Below are 14701 nucleotides of genomic sequence, written 5' to 3'. Positions count from 1 at the left end.
GCGGGAAATCGGCTGAGGTTAGCAGGTGGTGATGACACTTCGAACACCCCCGTCCCGGTGGGCCCCGGCGGCCCCGCCCGGCCGTCGCCCGGCCGGGGCGGGTCGGCACACGGACCGTCCAAGGGCGACCTGGGCGGCGGGCGTTCGGCGCCCCCGTTCGGCGCCGTTCGTCACCGCCCCCGGCCGTCCGCGGAAGTCCGCAGCCTCTCCCGGCCGCCCCGGGTCAGCGACTCCGTGGCTCAGCGGCTCAGCGACTCAGCGACCCCGCGGCTCAGCGGACGGCGGTGACGTCGAAGCCCTCCGGCGCCCTCATCCGGACGGCGCCGGTGTGGTCGGTCTCCACCTCGATCGGCAGGCCGGCCACCGTCAGCCCGTCGATCCGCAGCGACTCGTATCCGGCCGGGAGCCGGTCGCGCACCCGCAGACGGCGGTTGGGAGCGTCCGCCTCCAGCCCCAGCAGTGCCTGGAGGACGAGGACGGCGGACGCGGCCGCCCAGGCCTGGGGGCGGCAGGAGGCCGGGTACGGGACGGGGCGAGCGTACCGGTCTCGCGGATACCCGCCGAAGAGTTCGGGCAGCCGGTGGTCGAATGCGGCGGCGGCGCGCACCAGCCCGGCGGCCAGCGGCGCGGCGGCGTCGTGCAGTCCGGCCCGGGCCAGGCCGTGCACGGCGACGGCGGTGTCGTGCGGCCAGACCGAACCGGTGTGGTAGCCCAGCGGGTTGAAGCCGGCGGTGGCCGCGTCCAGGGTGCGCAGGCCGAAGCCGCTGTCCATTCCGGGGGCGGTGAGCCGCCCCGCGACCAGGGCGCTCTCCGTCTCGTCGAGCAGGCCGGTGCCGAGCAGGTGGCCGAGGTTGGAGGCGATCGAGTCGACCGGGCGCTTGTCCCGGTCGAGGGCGACCACCGGGTACCGGCCGTCGGCGTCCTCGGTCCAGAAGCGGTCGCGGAAGCGCTGCCGGAGGTCCCGCGCCCACCGGCGCCAGTGGGCGGCGCCGGGGCGGCCGAAGGCCTCCAGCAGGTCGGCGGTCCTGACGGCCGCTTCGTGGGCGTAGGCCTGGACCTCGCTGAGCGCGATCGGGGCCTCGGCGATCCGGCCGTCGCGGAACCGGATGCCGTCCGAGGAGTCCTTCCAGCGCTGGTTGGACAGGCCGCGGCAGGTGCTGTCGACGTACTCCAGGAAGCCGTCGCCGTCCGCATCGGCGTACCGCTCCAGCCAGTCGAGCGCGGCCTCCGCGTTGGGCAGCAGTTCCTCGACCTGGTCGGCGGGCAGGCCCCAGCGCCAGGCGTCGTGCAGCAGGACGAGCCACAGCGGGGTGGCGTCGGCGGTGCCGTAGTAGCTGGGCGGCAGGTGGGAGCCGGTGTCGAGGTGCTGTTCGGCGCGGCGGACCTCGTGCAGGATCTTGCCGGGCTGCTCCTCGCTGGCCGGGTCGACGGCGCGGCCCTGACGGCGGGCCAGGGTGCGCAGGGTGCCGGCGGCGAGGTCGGTGCCGAGCGGGAGCAGCATCCGGGCCGCCCAGAGCGAGTCCCGGCCGAAGAGGGTGAGGAACCAGGGCGCTCCGGCGGCGAAGAAGGTGTCGGCGGGGCGCAGCGGGTCGGTGAGCAGCAGGCCGCGCAGGTCCTGGTGGGAGCGGGCGGTCCAGCGGGCGAGGGCGTGGTCGCGGCCGGTGATCCTCGGCTCGGTCCAGGGGGTGGCGTGGGCGGCGGGGAAGAGGTCGCCGTCGCGGTGGTCGGCGGTGCACTCCAGGGCGGCCTGCCAGCTCTGGCCGGGGGCGAGTTCGAGGTCGTAGCGGAGGGTGCCGGTGGCGGGGTCGAGGTGGTCGGGCGCCGGGGTGAGGGTGAGGACGGCGGTGAGCGGGCCGAGGCTCCAGCGCAGGCCGTCCGGTTCGGCCTCGGGGACGGCCGGGGCCCCGGTGCGGCCGGCCTTGACGGTGTCCATCGCGGCGAAGTCGCTCTCGGCGCGGACCTCCAGGCGCAGTCGGGCGGTGCGGGCGCCGGCGTTGCGGACGGTGTAGCGCTCGACCAGGCGGCCGGGGTGGAGTTCGCGGCGGCGTTCCAGGGTGGTGGCCGGGTCGGCGGTGCTTTCGGCGAGGCCGCGCAGCACGGTGACGAAGGCCGTGTGCCCGTCGGCGCCGTCGGCGGTGGCGACGGGCGCGTTGGGGACGCCGGGGGCGCCGACCTCCAGGCGGGAGAGGACCCGGCGGTCGCCGTGGTAGAAGCCGTCGGCGCCCTCGGCGATCCGGCCGTCGGGGCGGGCGGCGCAGAAGCTGGGGGTGGCCAGGGAGAGCCGGGCGTCGTGCAGGAAGGGCTGCAACTCGGTCGCTGACATGGTCTCCTCGTTCTCGGGGCGGGTCTTGACAGTTGCTTCCACTCGGGCGCAACCTTTCTGCCGTTGGAGCGTTCCAAGACGTTAACTCCCCTGATGGAATTGATGGAACCCCCGCGTGGAACGCTCCAAAACCAGCTCGATGACGACAGAACCTAGGATCACCGTCATGCATCCACACTCATCGCCCAGGCCGAGGACGGGGCCCGCCGTGACCCTCGAAATGGTCGCCGCCCGGGCCGGCGTGGGCCGTCAGACGGTGTCCAACGCGATCAACTCACCCGAACTGCTGCGCCCGCAGACGCTGGAGCGGGTCCGGCACGCCATCGACGAACTCGGCTACCGCCCCCACCGGGCCGCGCAGGCGCTCAAGACCCGGGCCAGCCGGCTCATCGGCTACGGCATCCGCTCCAGCAGCACCCGCGTCCCCACCCCGGTCCTCGACCAGTTCCTCCACTCACTCTCCGAGGCCGCCGACCGGGCCGGCTACCGGGTGGTGCTGTTCGCCGTCGCCCCGGGGGACGACGAACTCACCAGCTACCAGCAGCTGCTGGACGAGCACGGCGCGGACGGCTTCGTGCTCAGCGGCACCGACCGCGGCGACCGCCGCCAGGGCTGGCTGCACGAACGGGGCGTCCCGTTCGTCGCCTTCGGCCGCACCTGGTCCGGCAAGGACGTCGGCGACTGGGTCGACGTGGACGGCGCCGCCGGCACCTCCGCGGCCGTCCGCCACCTCGCCGGGCTCGGCCACCGCCGGATCGGCTTCCTCGGCTGGCCCAAGGGCTCCGGCGTCGGCGACGACCGCGCCCGCGGCTGGCAGAGCGCGATGCGCGAACTGGGCCTGCCCACCCGGGGCCGCCGGGTCGCCAGCCCGGACGACCCCGAGCAGGCCACCGAGGCCGCCGAGAAACTGCTCGCCACCGGCGCCACCGCCGTCGTCGCCGCCAGCGACACCCTCGCCCTCGGCTGGTACCGGGCGCTGCGCCGGGCCGGCCGCGGCCCCGGCCCGGAGGCCGCCGTCATCGGCTTCGACGACTCCCCGATCGCCCCGCTGCTGTTCCCCTCGCTGTCCAGCCTCGCCCAGCCGCTCGACGCGGTCGGCCGCACCTGCATGCGGCTGCTGCTGGACCGCCTCGGCGACCGCGACCGGCCCACCGAACACATCCTGCTGGAACCGGAGTTGGTCCTCCGCGAAAGCGTGTGACGCCACTCCCCCGAAGGTTCCCCGCCGCCACCCCACCCCTCGCAGGGAGATCTCGCATGGCCACCTCCCGCAACCTCGCCGCGGCCGCCGTCTGCGCGGCCCTCGCCCTCGGCGCGGTCACCGGCTGCTCCTCCTCCGGCGGCTTCGGAGACCCCTCGGCCAAGCAGTCCTCCGGCGCGAACCAGAACCTCACCGCGCTGATCGCCACCTCCGGCGAGGCCGAGACCGCCGCGGTCAAGGCCGCCACCGCCGACTGGGCCATCCTGGCCGCCCTCCAGCGCAACGGCGAGCCAATCGCCGCCAACTGCTGCGCCACGTCACGCTGCCCGCGCTGCGGCCCGTCCTGTTCATGGTGCTGACGCTCGGCCTGATATCCACCTGGCAGGTCTTCGACCAGATCTACGTGATGGGTCGCGGCGCACCCGGCAACACGACCCTCACCCCTGCCTACCTCTCCTACTCGGCCGGCTTCGACAACGCCGACTACGGGCAGGGCGCCGCCATCGCGTTCGTCCTGCTCGGCCTGATCCTGCTGCTCACCGCCGTGCAGCGGTTCGTCCTGCGGGAACGGGACGGCAAGCCGCGGCGGCACCCGAAGGGAGCCCGCCGTGCGGCACGTTGACCACGACTCCGACCCGGGCAGGGCCGACCACAGCTCCGGCCCGGACGAGCCCGTGCTCGGCCGCTTCCCCCGCCCCCTGCGCGTCCTCGGGTACGCCGCCCTGCTCGGCTTCGCAGCTTCAAGACCGACCCGGACGCGGCCGCCCACCCGATGGCCCTGCTGCCGGACGGCGGCACCCTCGACTCCTACCGGCGGCTGTTCGGGCTCGCGCGGGGCGTGGAGAACGTCCCGTTCCTGAGCTGGCTGGGCAACAGCGTGCTGGTGACGGTCCTGGTCACCGCGGGGCGGGTGTTGTTCGACTCGATGGCGGGCTACGCCCTGGCCCGGATCCGCTTCCCCGGCCGGCGGCTGCTGTTCGGCTTCGTGCTGGCGGTGAGGGCGGTGCCGGGCGTGGTGCTGCTGATCCCGAAGTTCCTGGTGCTGAAGAGCTTCGGGATGCTCGACACCTACGGCGGGATGGTCCTGCCGCTGCTGGTCGACGCCGCCGGGGTCTTCATCATGAAGCAGTTCTTCGAGTCGGTGCCGCGCGAGATCGAGGAGGCGGCGCGGATCGACGGCGCCGGGACGTTCCGGATCTTCTGGTCGGTCGTGCTGCCGATGTCCCGGCCGTCCCTGATCACCCTCACCGTGCTCTTCTTCCAGGGCTCCTGGAACGAGTTCACCCCCTTCCTGGTCTCCACCCAGTCCAGCGAGCACGACACCCTGACCACCGGGCTGGCGCACTTCGTCTCCGGCGGCCTGGGCTCCGGGACCCAGTACCCGCTCAAGCTGGCGGCGGCGCTGGTGTCCACCGCGCCGGTGGCGGTGCTGTTCCTCCTCTTCCAGCGTCACTTCGTGCGCGGGGCCAACTCAGGGTCGTCCAAGGGGTAGTCGTCCGAGGGTAGCGGGCGGCCCTGCCGTCGGGTCAGGGGACGAAACCCGGCCACAGGGTGGTGTTCTCGGCCTCATCCGTTAAAGCCGGGGTCAAAAAATCGTGTGCATCCTTGCTGATACTGTGCTGCCATGTGTATGCGCTGCGGTGCACTTCGCCGCAGGGGAGGGTCGGCCTGACGTCGTTCGATCAGGCCCTGTCACACAGGAGATGCACCATCAACACCGCCATCCGCAAGGCCGCGCGCGGTGCGCTGCCCGTCGCGGTCACCGCTTCCGTCCTCGCCGCCGGCCTCACCGCCTGCGGTACCGCCGAGCAGATCTCGGCCGGTCAGAAGGTCTCCAAGGCCTTCGGCAGGATCGGTGACGGCAGGTCGGCCGGCTTCACGCTCTCCGTGGACGCCACCCCCGAGCAGATCGTCGCCTTCAGCAAGGCCACCGGCGACGAGGCCGCCGACGAGAAGAGCGCCAGGGGCCTGTCCGGCCTCTCCATATCCGTGGCGATCTCGGCCGACAAGCCGCTCAAGGACGTCGAGGCCTTCAAGAACGCGGCCGCCACGGACCAGAAGAACCAGAAGGACGTCACGCTCGACAAGTCGGTGCGGGTCTCCTACCGCATCGCCGACAAGAAGGGCACCCCGCTCCTGGAGTACCGCCAGGTCGACGCCAAGGGGTACCTGCAGATCGACCTGAAGAGCGTCCTGAAGCTCACCGGTCAGGACGCGGCCGAGGTCGACGACCTCGCCAAGGGCCTCCCGTCCGACATGGCCCCCGCCAAGAGCCTGCTGAGCGGCAACTGGACGTCCATCGACCTCCAGGAGCTCGCCGACGCGGCCAAGAAGGACGACGGTGCCAAGGGCGGCAAGCCGGAGGCGGTGCCCTCGGTCGATCCGCAGGTCGGCCAGGAGCTCTTCAACTCGCTGAAGGACGTCTTCAACCGCACGGTCACCTTCGAGGACAAGGGCAAGAAGGACGGCACCGAGCACATCTGGATGAGCGCCCCGGCCCGCCAGGCCGTGGACGAGCTGTACAAGGCCCTCAAGCCGCTCTCCGCCAAGTTCCCCCAGCAGTTCAAGAAGTTCCCGACCGAGGCCCCGACCGGCGTCCCGGACCGCCAGGTCGGCGCCGACCTCTACCTCAAGGACGGCTCGCTCTCCTCGGCCACCTTCGACCTGGCGCAGCTGGCGAAGAAGGTCGAGCCGGGCGTCAACTTCCCGGTGAAGCTGACCTTCAGCCAGGACGCCCCCAAGGTCGAGGCCCCGTCGCCCGTGCCGAACAAGATGACCGCAGAGGACCTCATGAAGACCTTCTTCATGGTGGCCGCCGGCGGCGAGGGCCCCGGCCTCGGCGACGGTGCCGAGCCGGGCGCCGTCCCGCCGTTCAGCACCGACGCGGCTCCGCTGACCGACGCCCAGGTCAAGGAGCTGACCGCCCTCGGCATGCCGGAGAACCAGGCCCGTGCCCTCAACAAGGTCGGCATGAGCTTCGAGGACATCAAGGCCATGGCGCAGGAGAAGTGATCCCCTCCTGACGTCCCTGCCCACTCGACCGGCCGACCGCCCCCGCGGTCGGCCGGTCGTGTTCGTGCGGCTCCGCTCACCCAGGCGGTCCGGCGGGCAACTCGACCAGGCCGTGGCGCAGGTGGTTGCGGTGGCCGTCGGTGAACTCCGGTCGGAGGCTGTGGTCCGCCGGGGCGTCCACCACGACGGCGCTGCCCGGCGGCAGGGCGAGGGCGTCGTGGACGGCCGTGCCGAGCACCATCGCCCCGGCGGCCGCCGTGAGCATCCCGATCCGCACGGCCTTCCGGCGGTCCTGCCCGTTCTTCTTCATGATCGGTATCGTCCACCGCCACGCGCGGCCGCCGCCTGAGTACGGGTACTCAGGCGGCGGCGTCCGCGTGCCCGGGTTCAGGCACGGGGCTCAGGCGTGCGACTCAGGCGTGGGCGGTGGCGCACTCCGGGTGGCCCCAACTGCTGCCCACCTTGGTGATCTTGTCGCCCTTGGCGTACGGGCGGCTGCACGGGCAGGTCCCGGGGAAGCGGGCGTTCAGGGTGCGCGAGCCGCTGCTGCGCTTGGCGGCGCCCGTGGCGGCGGAACCGGTGCTGCGCGCCTTGGGGGCCTTCGGTGCCTTCGCGGCCGCGGCCGGGTCGGGCACCGGCAGGTCGGCGGCCGTCCCGGCGGCGGCCTGCTGGGTGCGGGCGGCGTCGCTGGCGGCCTTGTCGGCGATGGCGTTCAGCGGGTCGCCGTCCACCTGGTGGGCGGGGACGTAGACGAAGGTGACGTCCCGGCCCTCCAGGAGTTCGTCGATCCGCTGGATCAGCTCCCGGTTGGCCACCGGCTTGCCCGCCGCCGTCTTCCAGCCGTTGCGCTTCCAGCCCTTGAGCCACTTGGTGACCGAGTCGCGGGTGTAGGTGCTGTCGAGCCGCACCTCCAGCGGGATCGCCGGGTCGGTGGCGGACAGCAGCTGCTGAAGCGCCGTCAGCTCGCCGATGTTGTTGGTGCTGTGCCCGAGCGGCCCGGCCTCCCAGCGCTGGGGCACCCCGGCGCCGTCCGCCACCACGTAGGCCCAGGCCGCCGGACCCGGGTTGCCCTTGGCTGCTCCGTCACACGCTGCAATGACTCGTTCGACCATGCCCCGATCATGCCTGGTCAAGCGGCCGGTCGCCAAAGTGGTCAGAGGCGCAGCAGCGGGAGCAGCAGTGCGGCGGACCAGCTGAAGTCGGTGGAGTTGCGGCCCCGGCCGGTCAGCGGGTCGTAGTTCTCCCGCGCCGGGCCGTCATCGCCGACCACGAGAACGCGCCGCCGAGGAGCACGAACGGATCGCCCAGTGCCTGCTCGACGGCGACGTCGAACAGGTCGCTCCGGAGGCCAACTGGATCAGCGGGATGGAACGCATCCTGGACCGCCTGCCCCCGCTCGGCGCCACCTGGCAGGCGCTACCGGAGGTATCCCTCCACCAGGTCGGCGCCCCGGGCCGCTCCCCCACCCCGCCGGATGGCCCGGCGCATCTCGGCGAGGGCGGCGCGCACCGCCGGGTCCGAGGCGACCCGGTCGATCGCCGCCCGCAGTTCCCCGGCGCCCGCCGCTTCCGCGTCCAGGCGCACTCCCAGCCCGAGCTCCGCCAGACGCCCTGCATTGGCGGCCTGCTCGGGTGTCCGCGGGACGGCGACGATGCCGACCCCGTAGGTCAGTGCCTCCATCACCGAGTTCATCCCGGCGTGCGACACGAACGCGGCGGCCCGGCGGAGCACCGCCAGCTGCGGGAACCACGACCGCACCTCAACCCGACCGGGTACGGCCCCCAGCGCGGAGCGCGGCGCACCGCCCACGCTCACTGCCACCTGCCACGGCCGGTCGGCGACGGCGGCCACGCAGGCCCGGTAGAAGTCCGCGTGACCGTCGACCACGGTGCCCAGCGAGACGTACAGCAGCGGCGCGTCCGGATCGCGCGGCGACCACGACTCGGACCGCTCGCGCGACTCCAGCGACGGGCCGACGAAGTGGAAGCGCTCGTCGAAGCTGTCGGCGGCCGGCTGGAATTCCCGTGGGACGAAGACCAGATTGAGCCCGTCCGCCACCGTCATGGTGTCGGCGACGCCGAGCGGGACGCCGTACTCGCGGGAGAAGGCCGCGCAGTCGGCGGCGAGCGCGACGAACTCCGGACCATCGGCGTCGATCCCCGCGGTCAACTGCCGGTCCAGCGAGTACTTCTCGTTCGAGGCGAGGTGGGGGAAGCACTGCACCCCGGGGATGCCCAGGCTCCGGGCGGCGATCCGGCCCGGCCAGTTCGTCGTGTCGTAGCAGACCGCGTCCACCGGCTCCGACAGGCAGTGCCTCCGCAGTACGGGGTAGGTACCGCTCAGCGCGGCGAAGTAGTGCCGCAACCAGCCCGCCACGGCCTCCGGCCCGAACGTCGACGGCGGGGTGAACGGCGGCGGCGACGGCAGCTCCAGCCAGCGCGCACCGGCGCCGGTGACGGTGGCGGCGTGGGCGGCCTCGGTCGCGTACACCACCTGGTGCCCGCGCCGTACGAGTTCCTCGACCAGCGGCAGCATCGGGTTGATGTGCCCGTGGCCGGTCAGCGTCACGAAGAGCAGGTTTCTTCCGAGCACGACCGGCACCCTGCCAGGAGCGCTCGGGCGGCGCCACCGGTTTTCGCCGCCACCGGTCCTACGCCGTCGGCCCGAGGGCCATCACCACCTCCGGCGATCGCGGACCGGCCCGGGCTGGTCGGGCAGGTGGGCGGCGGGTCGCCGACGGACGACCGGGCGCTGCTGCTCGGCCTCTGGGCGGACGAGGACGCGTACCTCCGCTTCATGCGCGAGCGCCGCGAAGCGGTTGCCACTGAGGCCTCCCGGCACGCCAGTTGGGTCTCGATCCGGGTCTTCTCCGGGCCGGTCGTCCAGGCCGCGCGGCGCGCTGCCCGGGGCGTTTCGCGTGCCGCGCCCCGTTCCTCGTCGTCCGTGCCCGCCCCGGCCTCACACCTGCCGGTCCAGGAGGGCCAGTTCCTCCTCGGTGAGACGGAGGGCACCGGCGGCGATGTTCTGGGCGAGATGGCCGGGGCTGGTGGTGCCGGGGATCGCCAGCACGTGCGGGCCGCGGTGGAGCGTCCAGGCGAGCCGCACCTGAGCGGGTGTCGCGCCGTGGGCACGGGCGACCGTGTGCACCCGCGCGTCCCGCTCCCGTACGGCGGGCGCCTCGCGCCGCCGTCCGGCGATGGCGAAGTACGGGACGAACGCGACGCCCTGCTCCCGGCACAGGTCCACCATTCCGCTCTCGTCCGCGCGGCGCCAGTCCAGGCCGTAGGAGTTCTGCACGCAGACCACGGGCGCGATCGCCCGGGCCTCGGCCAGGTGCTCCGGCCTGACGTTGGAGATCCCGAGGTGCCGGATCAGGCCCGCTTCGCGCAGCTCGGCGAGGGCGCCGAAGTGTTCGGCGATCGAGGCCGTCCCGGGGCCGTTGCGGCGCAGGTTCACCACGTCGAGGTGGTCCCGGCCGAGCTGGCGCAGGTTCTCCTCGACCTGACCGCGCAGCTGGTCCGGACGGGCCATGGTGAGCCACTCTCCGGAGGGGTCGCGCCCCGGACCGACCTTGGTCACCACCACCACGTCGCCGTTCCAGGACGCCAGGGCCCGGTTGATCAGCTCGTTCGCGGATCGCAGCGGCGAGAAGTAGAACGAGGCCGTGTCGACGTGGTCGACCCCCTGCTCGAAGGCGCTGTGCAGCAATCGCACCGCGGCGTCGCGGTCGATCGGCGTGCCGTCGGAGTTGCCCATCATGCCGTTGCCGGTCAGCCGCATCGCCCCGTACCCGATGCGGTTCACCTCCAGGTCCCCGAGCTTCCAGGTTCCCGCTTCCGACGCTGCTGCTGTGCTCATCGTGCTCCTCCGCCTCGGTGGTTCGTGAGGTTCCGGAGTATGGGCGGGTCAGCGGGCTTGCGACAGGTCAACGGGCTGGGCGAAGCGTCACATTCCCAGCGGGAACGAACCGTGACCGCCCAGCCGTTGGACCTGTCGTGGATGCGCTGCCCCGCAGGCCGGAAGCTACTGGTGCGCGGCGGCGTCGAAGCCTTCGGGGGCGCGGTCACCGTCGAGACCTTCTTCCCGGCCGACCGGGCGACGGTGACGCCGATGCGGGCGGCCGCCCCGTAACGTCGTCAGGCCACCACCGGCACGCCGTCCGGGCGCCCGACGAGCAGGGCCGCGACGTGGTCGGCGCAGCGCAGGGCCGCCTCGGCCATGGCGGTCCTGGTCATCCCGGCGACGTGCGGGGTGAGCAGGGCGTTGGGCAGGCCGGAGAGCGGTGAGGCGAAGGCGGCGTGCTCGTGGGCGAAGGTGTCGACGGCGGCGGCGGCCGGTGGCCGGGCCGGGTCGCGCAGGGCGTCGGCCAGGGCCTGTTCGTCGACGATGCCGCCCCGGGAGGTGTTCAGCAGGATCGACCCGGGCCGCATCAGGGCGAGTTCCGCCCGGCCGATCAGCCCCGCGGTGTCCGGGGTGAGCGGGAGGTGCAGCGACACCACGTCGCTGGTGGCCAGCAGGGCGTCGAGGGTTTCGACCCGGGGCACCGGCGCGGGCGTGGGGCGCCGCGCGTGGCCCTGGACGGTCATGCCCAGCGCCGTGGCCCGCTCCGCCAGCGCCAGCCCGATGCGCCCCATGCCGACGATGCCCAGGGTGAGGTCGGACAGCTCGACGGCCGGGGCCTTCGGCGCGCTCCAACGGCCCTGGTGCGCGGCCTCGTTGTACGCGCCGAGGTTGCGGGTCAGGGTGAGCAGTTGGGCGAGGGTGAACTCCGCGACGGCGTTCGCGTTGGAGCCGGGCGTGTGGGTGACGGTGACGCCGTGCCGGGCGGCGGCGGCCAGGTCGACATGGTCGGTGCCCGCCCCGGCCCGTCCGATCACCCTCAGCCGGTGGGCCAGCCCGCGGTCGGTCCCGGCCGCGAGCAGCGCGGCGCGCAGCGGGGCACCCGCGCGGGACTTGAGGGCGTGGTACCCCTGCCCGTCCCGTAGCACCTCCTCGATCAGCGCCGCCTCGGCGAACAGGTCCACGTCGGTGAACTCGACCCGACCCGCCCACCGTTGAACCACCCCCGGTCGGTCCTCCACCCGCCGCAGGTTCAACGTGACGGCCAGCCCGTACCCGACCAGGCGCTCCAGCTCGCGATCGAGCAGCTCCCCCGGAGCTGCGTCCAACAACAGGATCCGCATCCCTTCCACGCCCCCTACCTGGCCGGAATCAGCACTGTACATCGGGAATTTCCACCACTCCTGCCCCTGACCTCCACAAGCCGCCCGGCCCGGCAAAGGGTCCTCCCCCTCCACCGCCCACCCCCGGTCCGGCCTGGCAGGATCTCCCGCCATGACGCACTACGAGACGTCCCGGCCGGGGCAGCGACGCGGCCGGGGCGGCCGACCCCGGAGGTCCGGGGAGGACAGCACGCCGTGGCCTCGGCGGCCGCTGCTGATGGCACTGTGGATCCCGGCCGCCGCCGTGCTGCTTCCGCTCGGCGGGGCGCTCGGCGCGTTCGGCGCGTGGTTCGTGCTGCCCTCCGTCGCGCTGGCCCTGACCGGGGCGACCGGGCTGATCTACGCCACGGCGTGCCTCTGCCGAATCAGGGCGCTGCAGGTCGCGGCACTGCTTCTGGCGGTCGCTCCGATGATCGCCGTCCCGCTGATGAGCATGAACACCGTCCAGGCCACCGTGCTGTCCATGCGCGGCACGGCCCACCCGGGCACTGTCACCGACATCACGGTGACGCACGGCAAGGGCACCAGCTACACCTGCGAGGTGCGGTACGACGACGCCCCGGGGCGCACCCGGTCCGTCGCCTGCGGGAGCGGTGACACGGCGGGCGAGCGGGTCAGTGTCACCGAGGACCCGGACGGCCTGGTGCGCCCGGAGTTCACCGCGGAGGCCGAGAACCCCCGGTTCGACCTCGCGATGGTCGGCCTCGCCGACGCCTCCCTGCTCGTCGTCTCCGGCGCCGCGGCCGGCCTCGGCGCACTGCTCCACCTGCTGCGGAGGCGCCGTTATCCCGTTGCGCCGGCGGCCGGGTGACGGACATCCTCCCTGGATGGAGCCAGTAGAGCAGGAAATCGCCCTGGACGAGGTGACGCTGCGCCGTTTCCGCGGCGAAGCGGACTTCCCCGAGTTCTTCCGGGTCATCGAGGAGTCGCTGGAGCACCTGCGGCCCTGGATGCCATGGGTCGCCGAGCACAGTGAGGCCAAGACCACCGCGTTCCTGGCGGAGCGGCCGGAGCTGTGGGAGAGCGGGCAGGACTTCACGTACGCGATCCTGCTGGACGGCGCGATCGTCGGCGCCTGCGGGCTGTTCCGCCGCGATGACACCGAGGAGAACGGCCGGGAGATCGGCTACTGGCTGCACCCCGCCGCCACCGGTCGCGGCATCGCCACCCGGACGGCCCGGGCTCTGGCCGAACAGGCCTTCCGCCTCCCCGGCGTGGACTTCGTGGAGATCATGCACGACCCGGCGAACCTCGCCAGCGCCGCCGTGCCGGCCCGACTCGGCTTCACCGAGTACCGGCGCCGCCCCGCCGAGGCGCTCGCCCCGGCGGAGACCGGCGAGGAGCAGATCTGGCGGCTCCGGCGCAGCTGAGGAGGAGCGGCCCGGCGGTCCGCCGCCGTGGGGGAATGCGTGCGGACCGCCGGGCGACGCCGGACGGACGGGACGATCCGGCCTGGCGCCGTGGGAACGAACGCGGGCCGGAGACTTCCGTCCCCGCGCGGAGCGCCCCATCTCGAACCCCGCATGCCGACCGCGCACCCTCTGCCGCAGCCTGGTGCGTTCGTTCCCACGCCCAGGAGACCGCTCGACAGGTGGGCGGATAACACTTTTTTTCTCGGGCCTTCCTCCGCCCGCCGCCCCCGTTCCGGTGATCGTCTAGTCTCGGCTGCAGCCGACGGCGACCGAGACCTCGGCCCAGCCAGCAGCTCCCGCCGAGAGGCCCGACCGTGCCGAACGCCCCCGTGATCCGCAGTGACGTCCCCGGTTCCTTCCCCTGGGCCGTCTTCCACGAGCGCCACCCCGAGCTGGTCCGGCGGCTCCTCGACGCCCTGCCGTACGGCCCGGCCGAGCGGGCGGCGGTCGAGCGGCTGCTGCTGGAGAGCACCACCGGCCTCCTGGAGCCGCCGGAGGAGGACACCCCGGACGCCGCCCAATGGCGGGAGTGGGGCGGGCCCGTGTGGGGCAGTCCCTGGGGCGAGGCGCCGTTCCTGTGGGCGGAGAGCTACTTCTACCGCCGGCTGCTCGAGGCCACCGGGTACTTCGGGCCGGGCGCCTGGCAGGGCATCGACCCGTTCGCGCCGTTCAAGAACGCCGAACTGGCCGGTACGGCCGTGGACGAGGAGCTGGCGGCGCTCGACCGGCTCGACGACCTGCCGAAGCCCCAACGGGAAGACGCGCTGCTGTCCTCCGCGCTCTGGGGCAACCGGGCGGACCTCGGCTTCCAGCTCACCGCCGGTCCCGGCGGCGCCGCCTTCTCCGACCTGCTCGCCGACGACAGCGCGCTGCTCCGGTCCGGAGCTGGAGCGGGCTCGCGGAGGGCTGGTCTGCCTCGTCGCGGACAACGCGGGCCGGGAGCTGCTGCCGGACCTCGTGCTGATCGACCACCTCCTGGCCGACGGCCGGGCCGCCGAGGTCGCCCTCTACGTGAAGCCCCAGCCGTACTACGTGTCGGACGCGACGACGGCCGACGTCCTCGCCTCGGTCGAGCGGCTGCGCACCGCGCCGTCAGCGGCGGCCGGGGCCGTCGGCGGCCGGCTGTGGCGGGCGCTGAACCGCGGCACGCTCGTGATCCGCACCCATCCGTTCTTCTGCGCGCCGCTGCCGTACCACGACCTGCCCGCCGACCTCCGGACCGAACTCGCGGGCGCGGCAGTGACGATCCTCAAGGGCGACCTCAACTACCGCCGCCTGGTCGGCGACCGGCTCTGGCCCCCGACCACCCCCTTCGCCGAGGCGGCGGGGCACTTCCCGTCGAGCGTCGCCGCCCTGCGGACGCTGAAGTCGGACGTGGTCGTCGGCCTGGACGCCGACACCGTCGCCCGGCTCGACGGCACCGGCACGGCGTGGCGCGTCAGCGGCCGCCACGCCGTCATCCAGGTCCGGCCCCGGCCGTAGGGTCCGCCGTCGGGCGCCCCGTCGCCCGGGTGCCCGGGCAGGTGGGTCA

14 protein-coding genes and 1 pseudogene are annotated in these 14701 nt (G+C 73.4%); 9 read left to right on the top strand and 6 right to left on the bottom strand.

Annotated elements, in window-relative coordinates; translation table 11 throughout:
- Positions 1 to 271: 271 nt before the first annotated feature.
- The gene (locus tag HS99_RS03445) at positions 272 to 2365 is read right to left on the bottom strand and encodes an amylo-alpha-1,6-glucosidase (protein ID WP_030550461.1); all 2094 of its coding nucleotides are present in this window, start codon (positions 2363 to 2365) and stop codon (positions 272 to 274) included.
- Positions 2366 to 2531: 166 nt separating this feature from the next.
- Here HS99_RS03445 and HS99_RS03440 point away from each other — a divergent pair, with 166 nt between their 5' ends.
- From HS99_RS03440 to HS99_RS03420, 5 genes are all read left to right on the top strand, one after another.
- Positions 2532 to 3524: a LacI family DNA-binding transcriptional regulator gene (locus HS99_RS03440; protein ID WP_305953094.1), complete on the top strand. Its 993-nt coding sequence runs from the start codon at positions 2532 to 2534 to the stop codon at positions 3522 to 3524.
- 56 nt (positions 3525 to 3580) lie between these two features.
- Positions 3581 to 3883, top strand: a complete 303-nt coding sequence (locus tag HS99_RS03435) for a hypothetical protein (protein WP_030550459.1) — start codon at positions 3581 to 3583, stop codon at positions 3881 to 3883.
- Entirely contained in the window at positions 3874 to 4146 is a 273-nt protein-coding gene (locus HS99_RS03430; protein WP_030550458.1) for an ABC transporter permease family protein, read from the top strand. The genes HS99_RS03435 and HS99_RS03430 overlap by 10 nt, the downstream gene beginning before the upstream one ends.
- A gap of 150 nt (positions 4147 to 4296) precedes the next feature.
- On the top strand, positions 4297 to 5016 hold the full coding sequence (locus HS99_RS03425; protein WP_078938684.1) for a carbohydrate ABC transporter permease: 720 nt from the start codon (positions 4297 to 4299) through the stop codon (positions 5014 to 5016).
- Between the two features lie 134 nt (positions 5017 to 5150).
- Positions 5151 to 6536 carry a hypothetical protein gene (locus HS99_RS03420; protein ID WP_043480383.1) on the top strand — a complete coding sequence of 462 codons (1386 nt, stop codon included), beginning with the start codon at positions 5151 to 5153 and terminating at the stop codon, positions 6534 to 6536.
- Between the two features lie 76 nt (positions 6537 to 6612).
- On the opposite strand, the gene HS99_RS03415 is transcribed toward HS99_RS03420, so the two are convergent.
- From HS99_RS03415 to HS99_RS03400, 4 genes are all read right to left on the bottom strand, one after another.
- The gene (locus tag HS99_RS03415; protein WP_030279464.1) at positions 6613 to 6846 is read right to left on the bottom strand and encodes a hypothetical protein; all 234 of its coding nucleotides are present in this window, start codon (positions 6844 to 6846) and stop codon (positions 6613 to 6615) included.
- A 103-nt stretch (positions 6847 to 6949) separates the two neighbouring features.
- Positions 6950 to 7648 carry a ribonuclease H family protein gene (locus tag HS99_RS03410; protein WP_030279462.1) on the bottom strand — a complete coding sequence of 233 codons (699 nt, stop codon included), beginning with the start codon at positions 7646 to 7648 and terminating at the stop codon, positions 6950 to 6952.
- Positions 7649 to 7952: 304 nt separating this feature from the next.
- Positions 7953 to 9128, bottom strand: a complete 1176-nt coding sequence (locus HS99_RS03405) for a macrolide family glycosyltransferase (RefSeq protein ID WP_232790665.1) — start codon at positions 9126 to 9128, stop codon at positions 7953 to 7955.
- Between the two features lie 366 nt (positions 9129 to 9494).
- Positions 9495 to 10394, bottom strand: coding sequence for an aldo/keto reductase (locus HS99_RS03400; protein WP_030279458.1), 900 nt, complete (start codon positions 10392 to 10394; stop codon positions 9495 to 9497).
- Positions 10395 to 10505: 111 nt separating this feature from the next.
- Here HS99_RS03400 and HS99_RS44540 point away from each other — a divergent pair, with 111 nt between their 5' ends.
- Complete coding sequence (locus HS99_RS44540; protein ID WP_157881807.1) at positions 10506 to 10667, top strand: hypothetical protein; 162 nt, start codon at positions 10506 to 10508, stop codon at positions 10665 to 10667.
- Positions 10668 to 10672: 5 nt separating this feature from the next.
- Here the strand turns inward: HS99_RS44540 and HS99_RS03395 are convergent, their stop codons facing one another.
- Complete coding sequence (locus tag HS99_RS03395) at positions 10673 to 11704, bottom strand: NAD(P)-dependent oxidoreductase (RefSeq protein ID WP_234344512.1); 1032 nt, start codon at positions 11702 to 11704, stop codon at positions 10673 to 10675.
- Between the two features lie 271 nt (positions 11705 to 11975).
- On the opposite strand from HS99_RS03395, the gene HS99_RS03390 reads away from it, so the two are divergent.
- From HS99_RS03390 to HS99_RS48325, 3 genes and pseudogenes are all read left to right on the top strand, one after another.
- Positions 11976 to 12569 carry a hypothetical protein gene (locus HS99_RS03390; protein ID WP_030279454.1) on the top strand — a complete coding sequence of 198 codons (594 nt, stop codon included), beginning with the start codon at positions 11976 to 11978 and terminating at the stop codon, positions 12567 to 12569.
- A 16-nt stretch (positions 12570 to 12585) separates the two neighbouring features.
- The gene (locus tag HS99_RS03385; protein ID WP_030279452.1) at positions 12586 to 13128 is read left to right on the top strand and encodes a GNAT family N-acetyltransferase; all 543 of its coding nucleotides are present in this window, start codon (positions 12586 to 12588) and stop codon (positions 13126 to 13128) included.
- Positions 13129 to 13484: 356 nt separating this feature from the next.
- Positions 13485 to 14652 (top strand): annotated as a pseudogene (locus HS99_RS48325) (damage-control phosphatase ARMT1 family protein).
- The last annotated feature ends 49 nt before the right edge of the window (positions 14653 to 14701 follow it).

Origin of the sequence: Kitasatospora aureofaciens, assembly GCF_001188955.3 — a bacterium.
In the GTDB taxonomy this organism is placed as follows: Bacteria; Actinomycetota; Actinomycetes; order Streptomycetales; family Streptomycetaceae; genus Kitasatospora; species Kitasatospora aureofaciens.
This window is presented reverse-complemented; position numbering and strand designations above follow the sequence as displayed.

Coding starts and splice junctions, on each gene's coding strand:
- HS99_RS03435 (WP_030550459.1), top strand. CDS start 3,581: ATGGCCACCTCCCGCAACCTCGCCGCGGCCGCCGTCTGCGCGGCCCTC.
- HS99_RS03430 (WP_030550458.1), top strand. CDS start 3,874: ATGGTGCTGACGCTCGGCCTGATATCCACCTGGCAGGTCTTCGACCAG.
- HS99_RS03425 (WP_078938684.1), top strand. CDS start 4,297: ATGGCCCTGCTGCCGGACGGCGGCACCCTCGACTCCTACCGGCGGCTG.
- HS99_RS03415 (WP_030279464.1), bottom strand. CDS start 6,846: ATGAAGAAGAACGGGCAGGACCGCCGGAAGGCCGTGCGGATCGGGATG.
- HS99_RS03410 (WP_030279462.1), bottom strand. CDS start 7,648: ATGGTCGAACGAGTCATTGCAGCGTGTGACGGAGCAGCCAAGGGCAAC.
- HS99_RS03400 (WP_030279458.1), bottom strand. CDS start 10,394: ATGAGCACAGCAGCAGCGTCGGAAGCGGGAACCTGGAAGCTCGGGGAC.
- HS99_RS03390 (WP_030279454.1), top strand. CDS start 11,976: ATGGCACTGTGGATCCCGGCCGCCGCCGTGCTGCTTCCGCTCGGCGGG.
- HS99_RS03385 (WP_030279452.1), top strand. CDS start 12,586: ATGGAGCCAGTAGAGCAGGAAATCGCCCTGGACGAGGTGACGCTGCGC.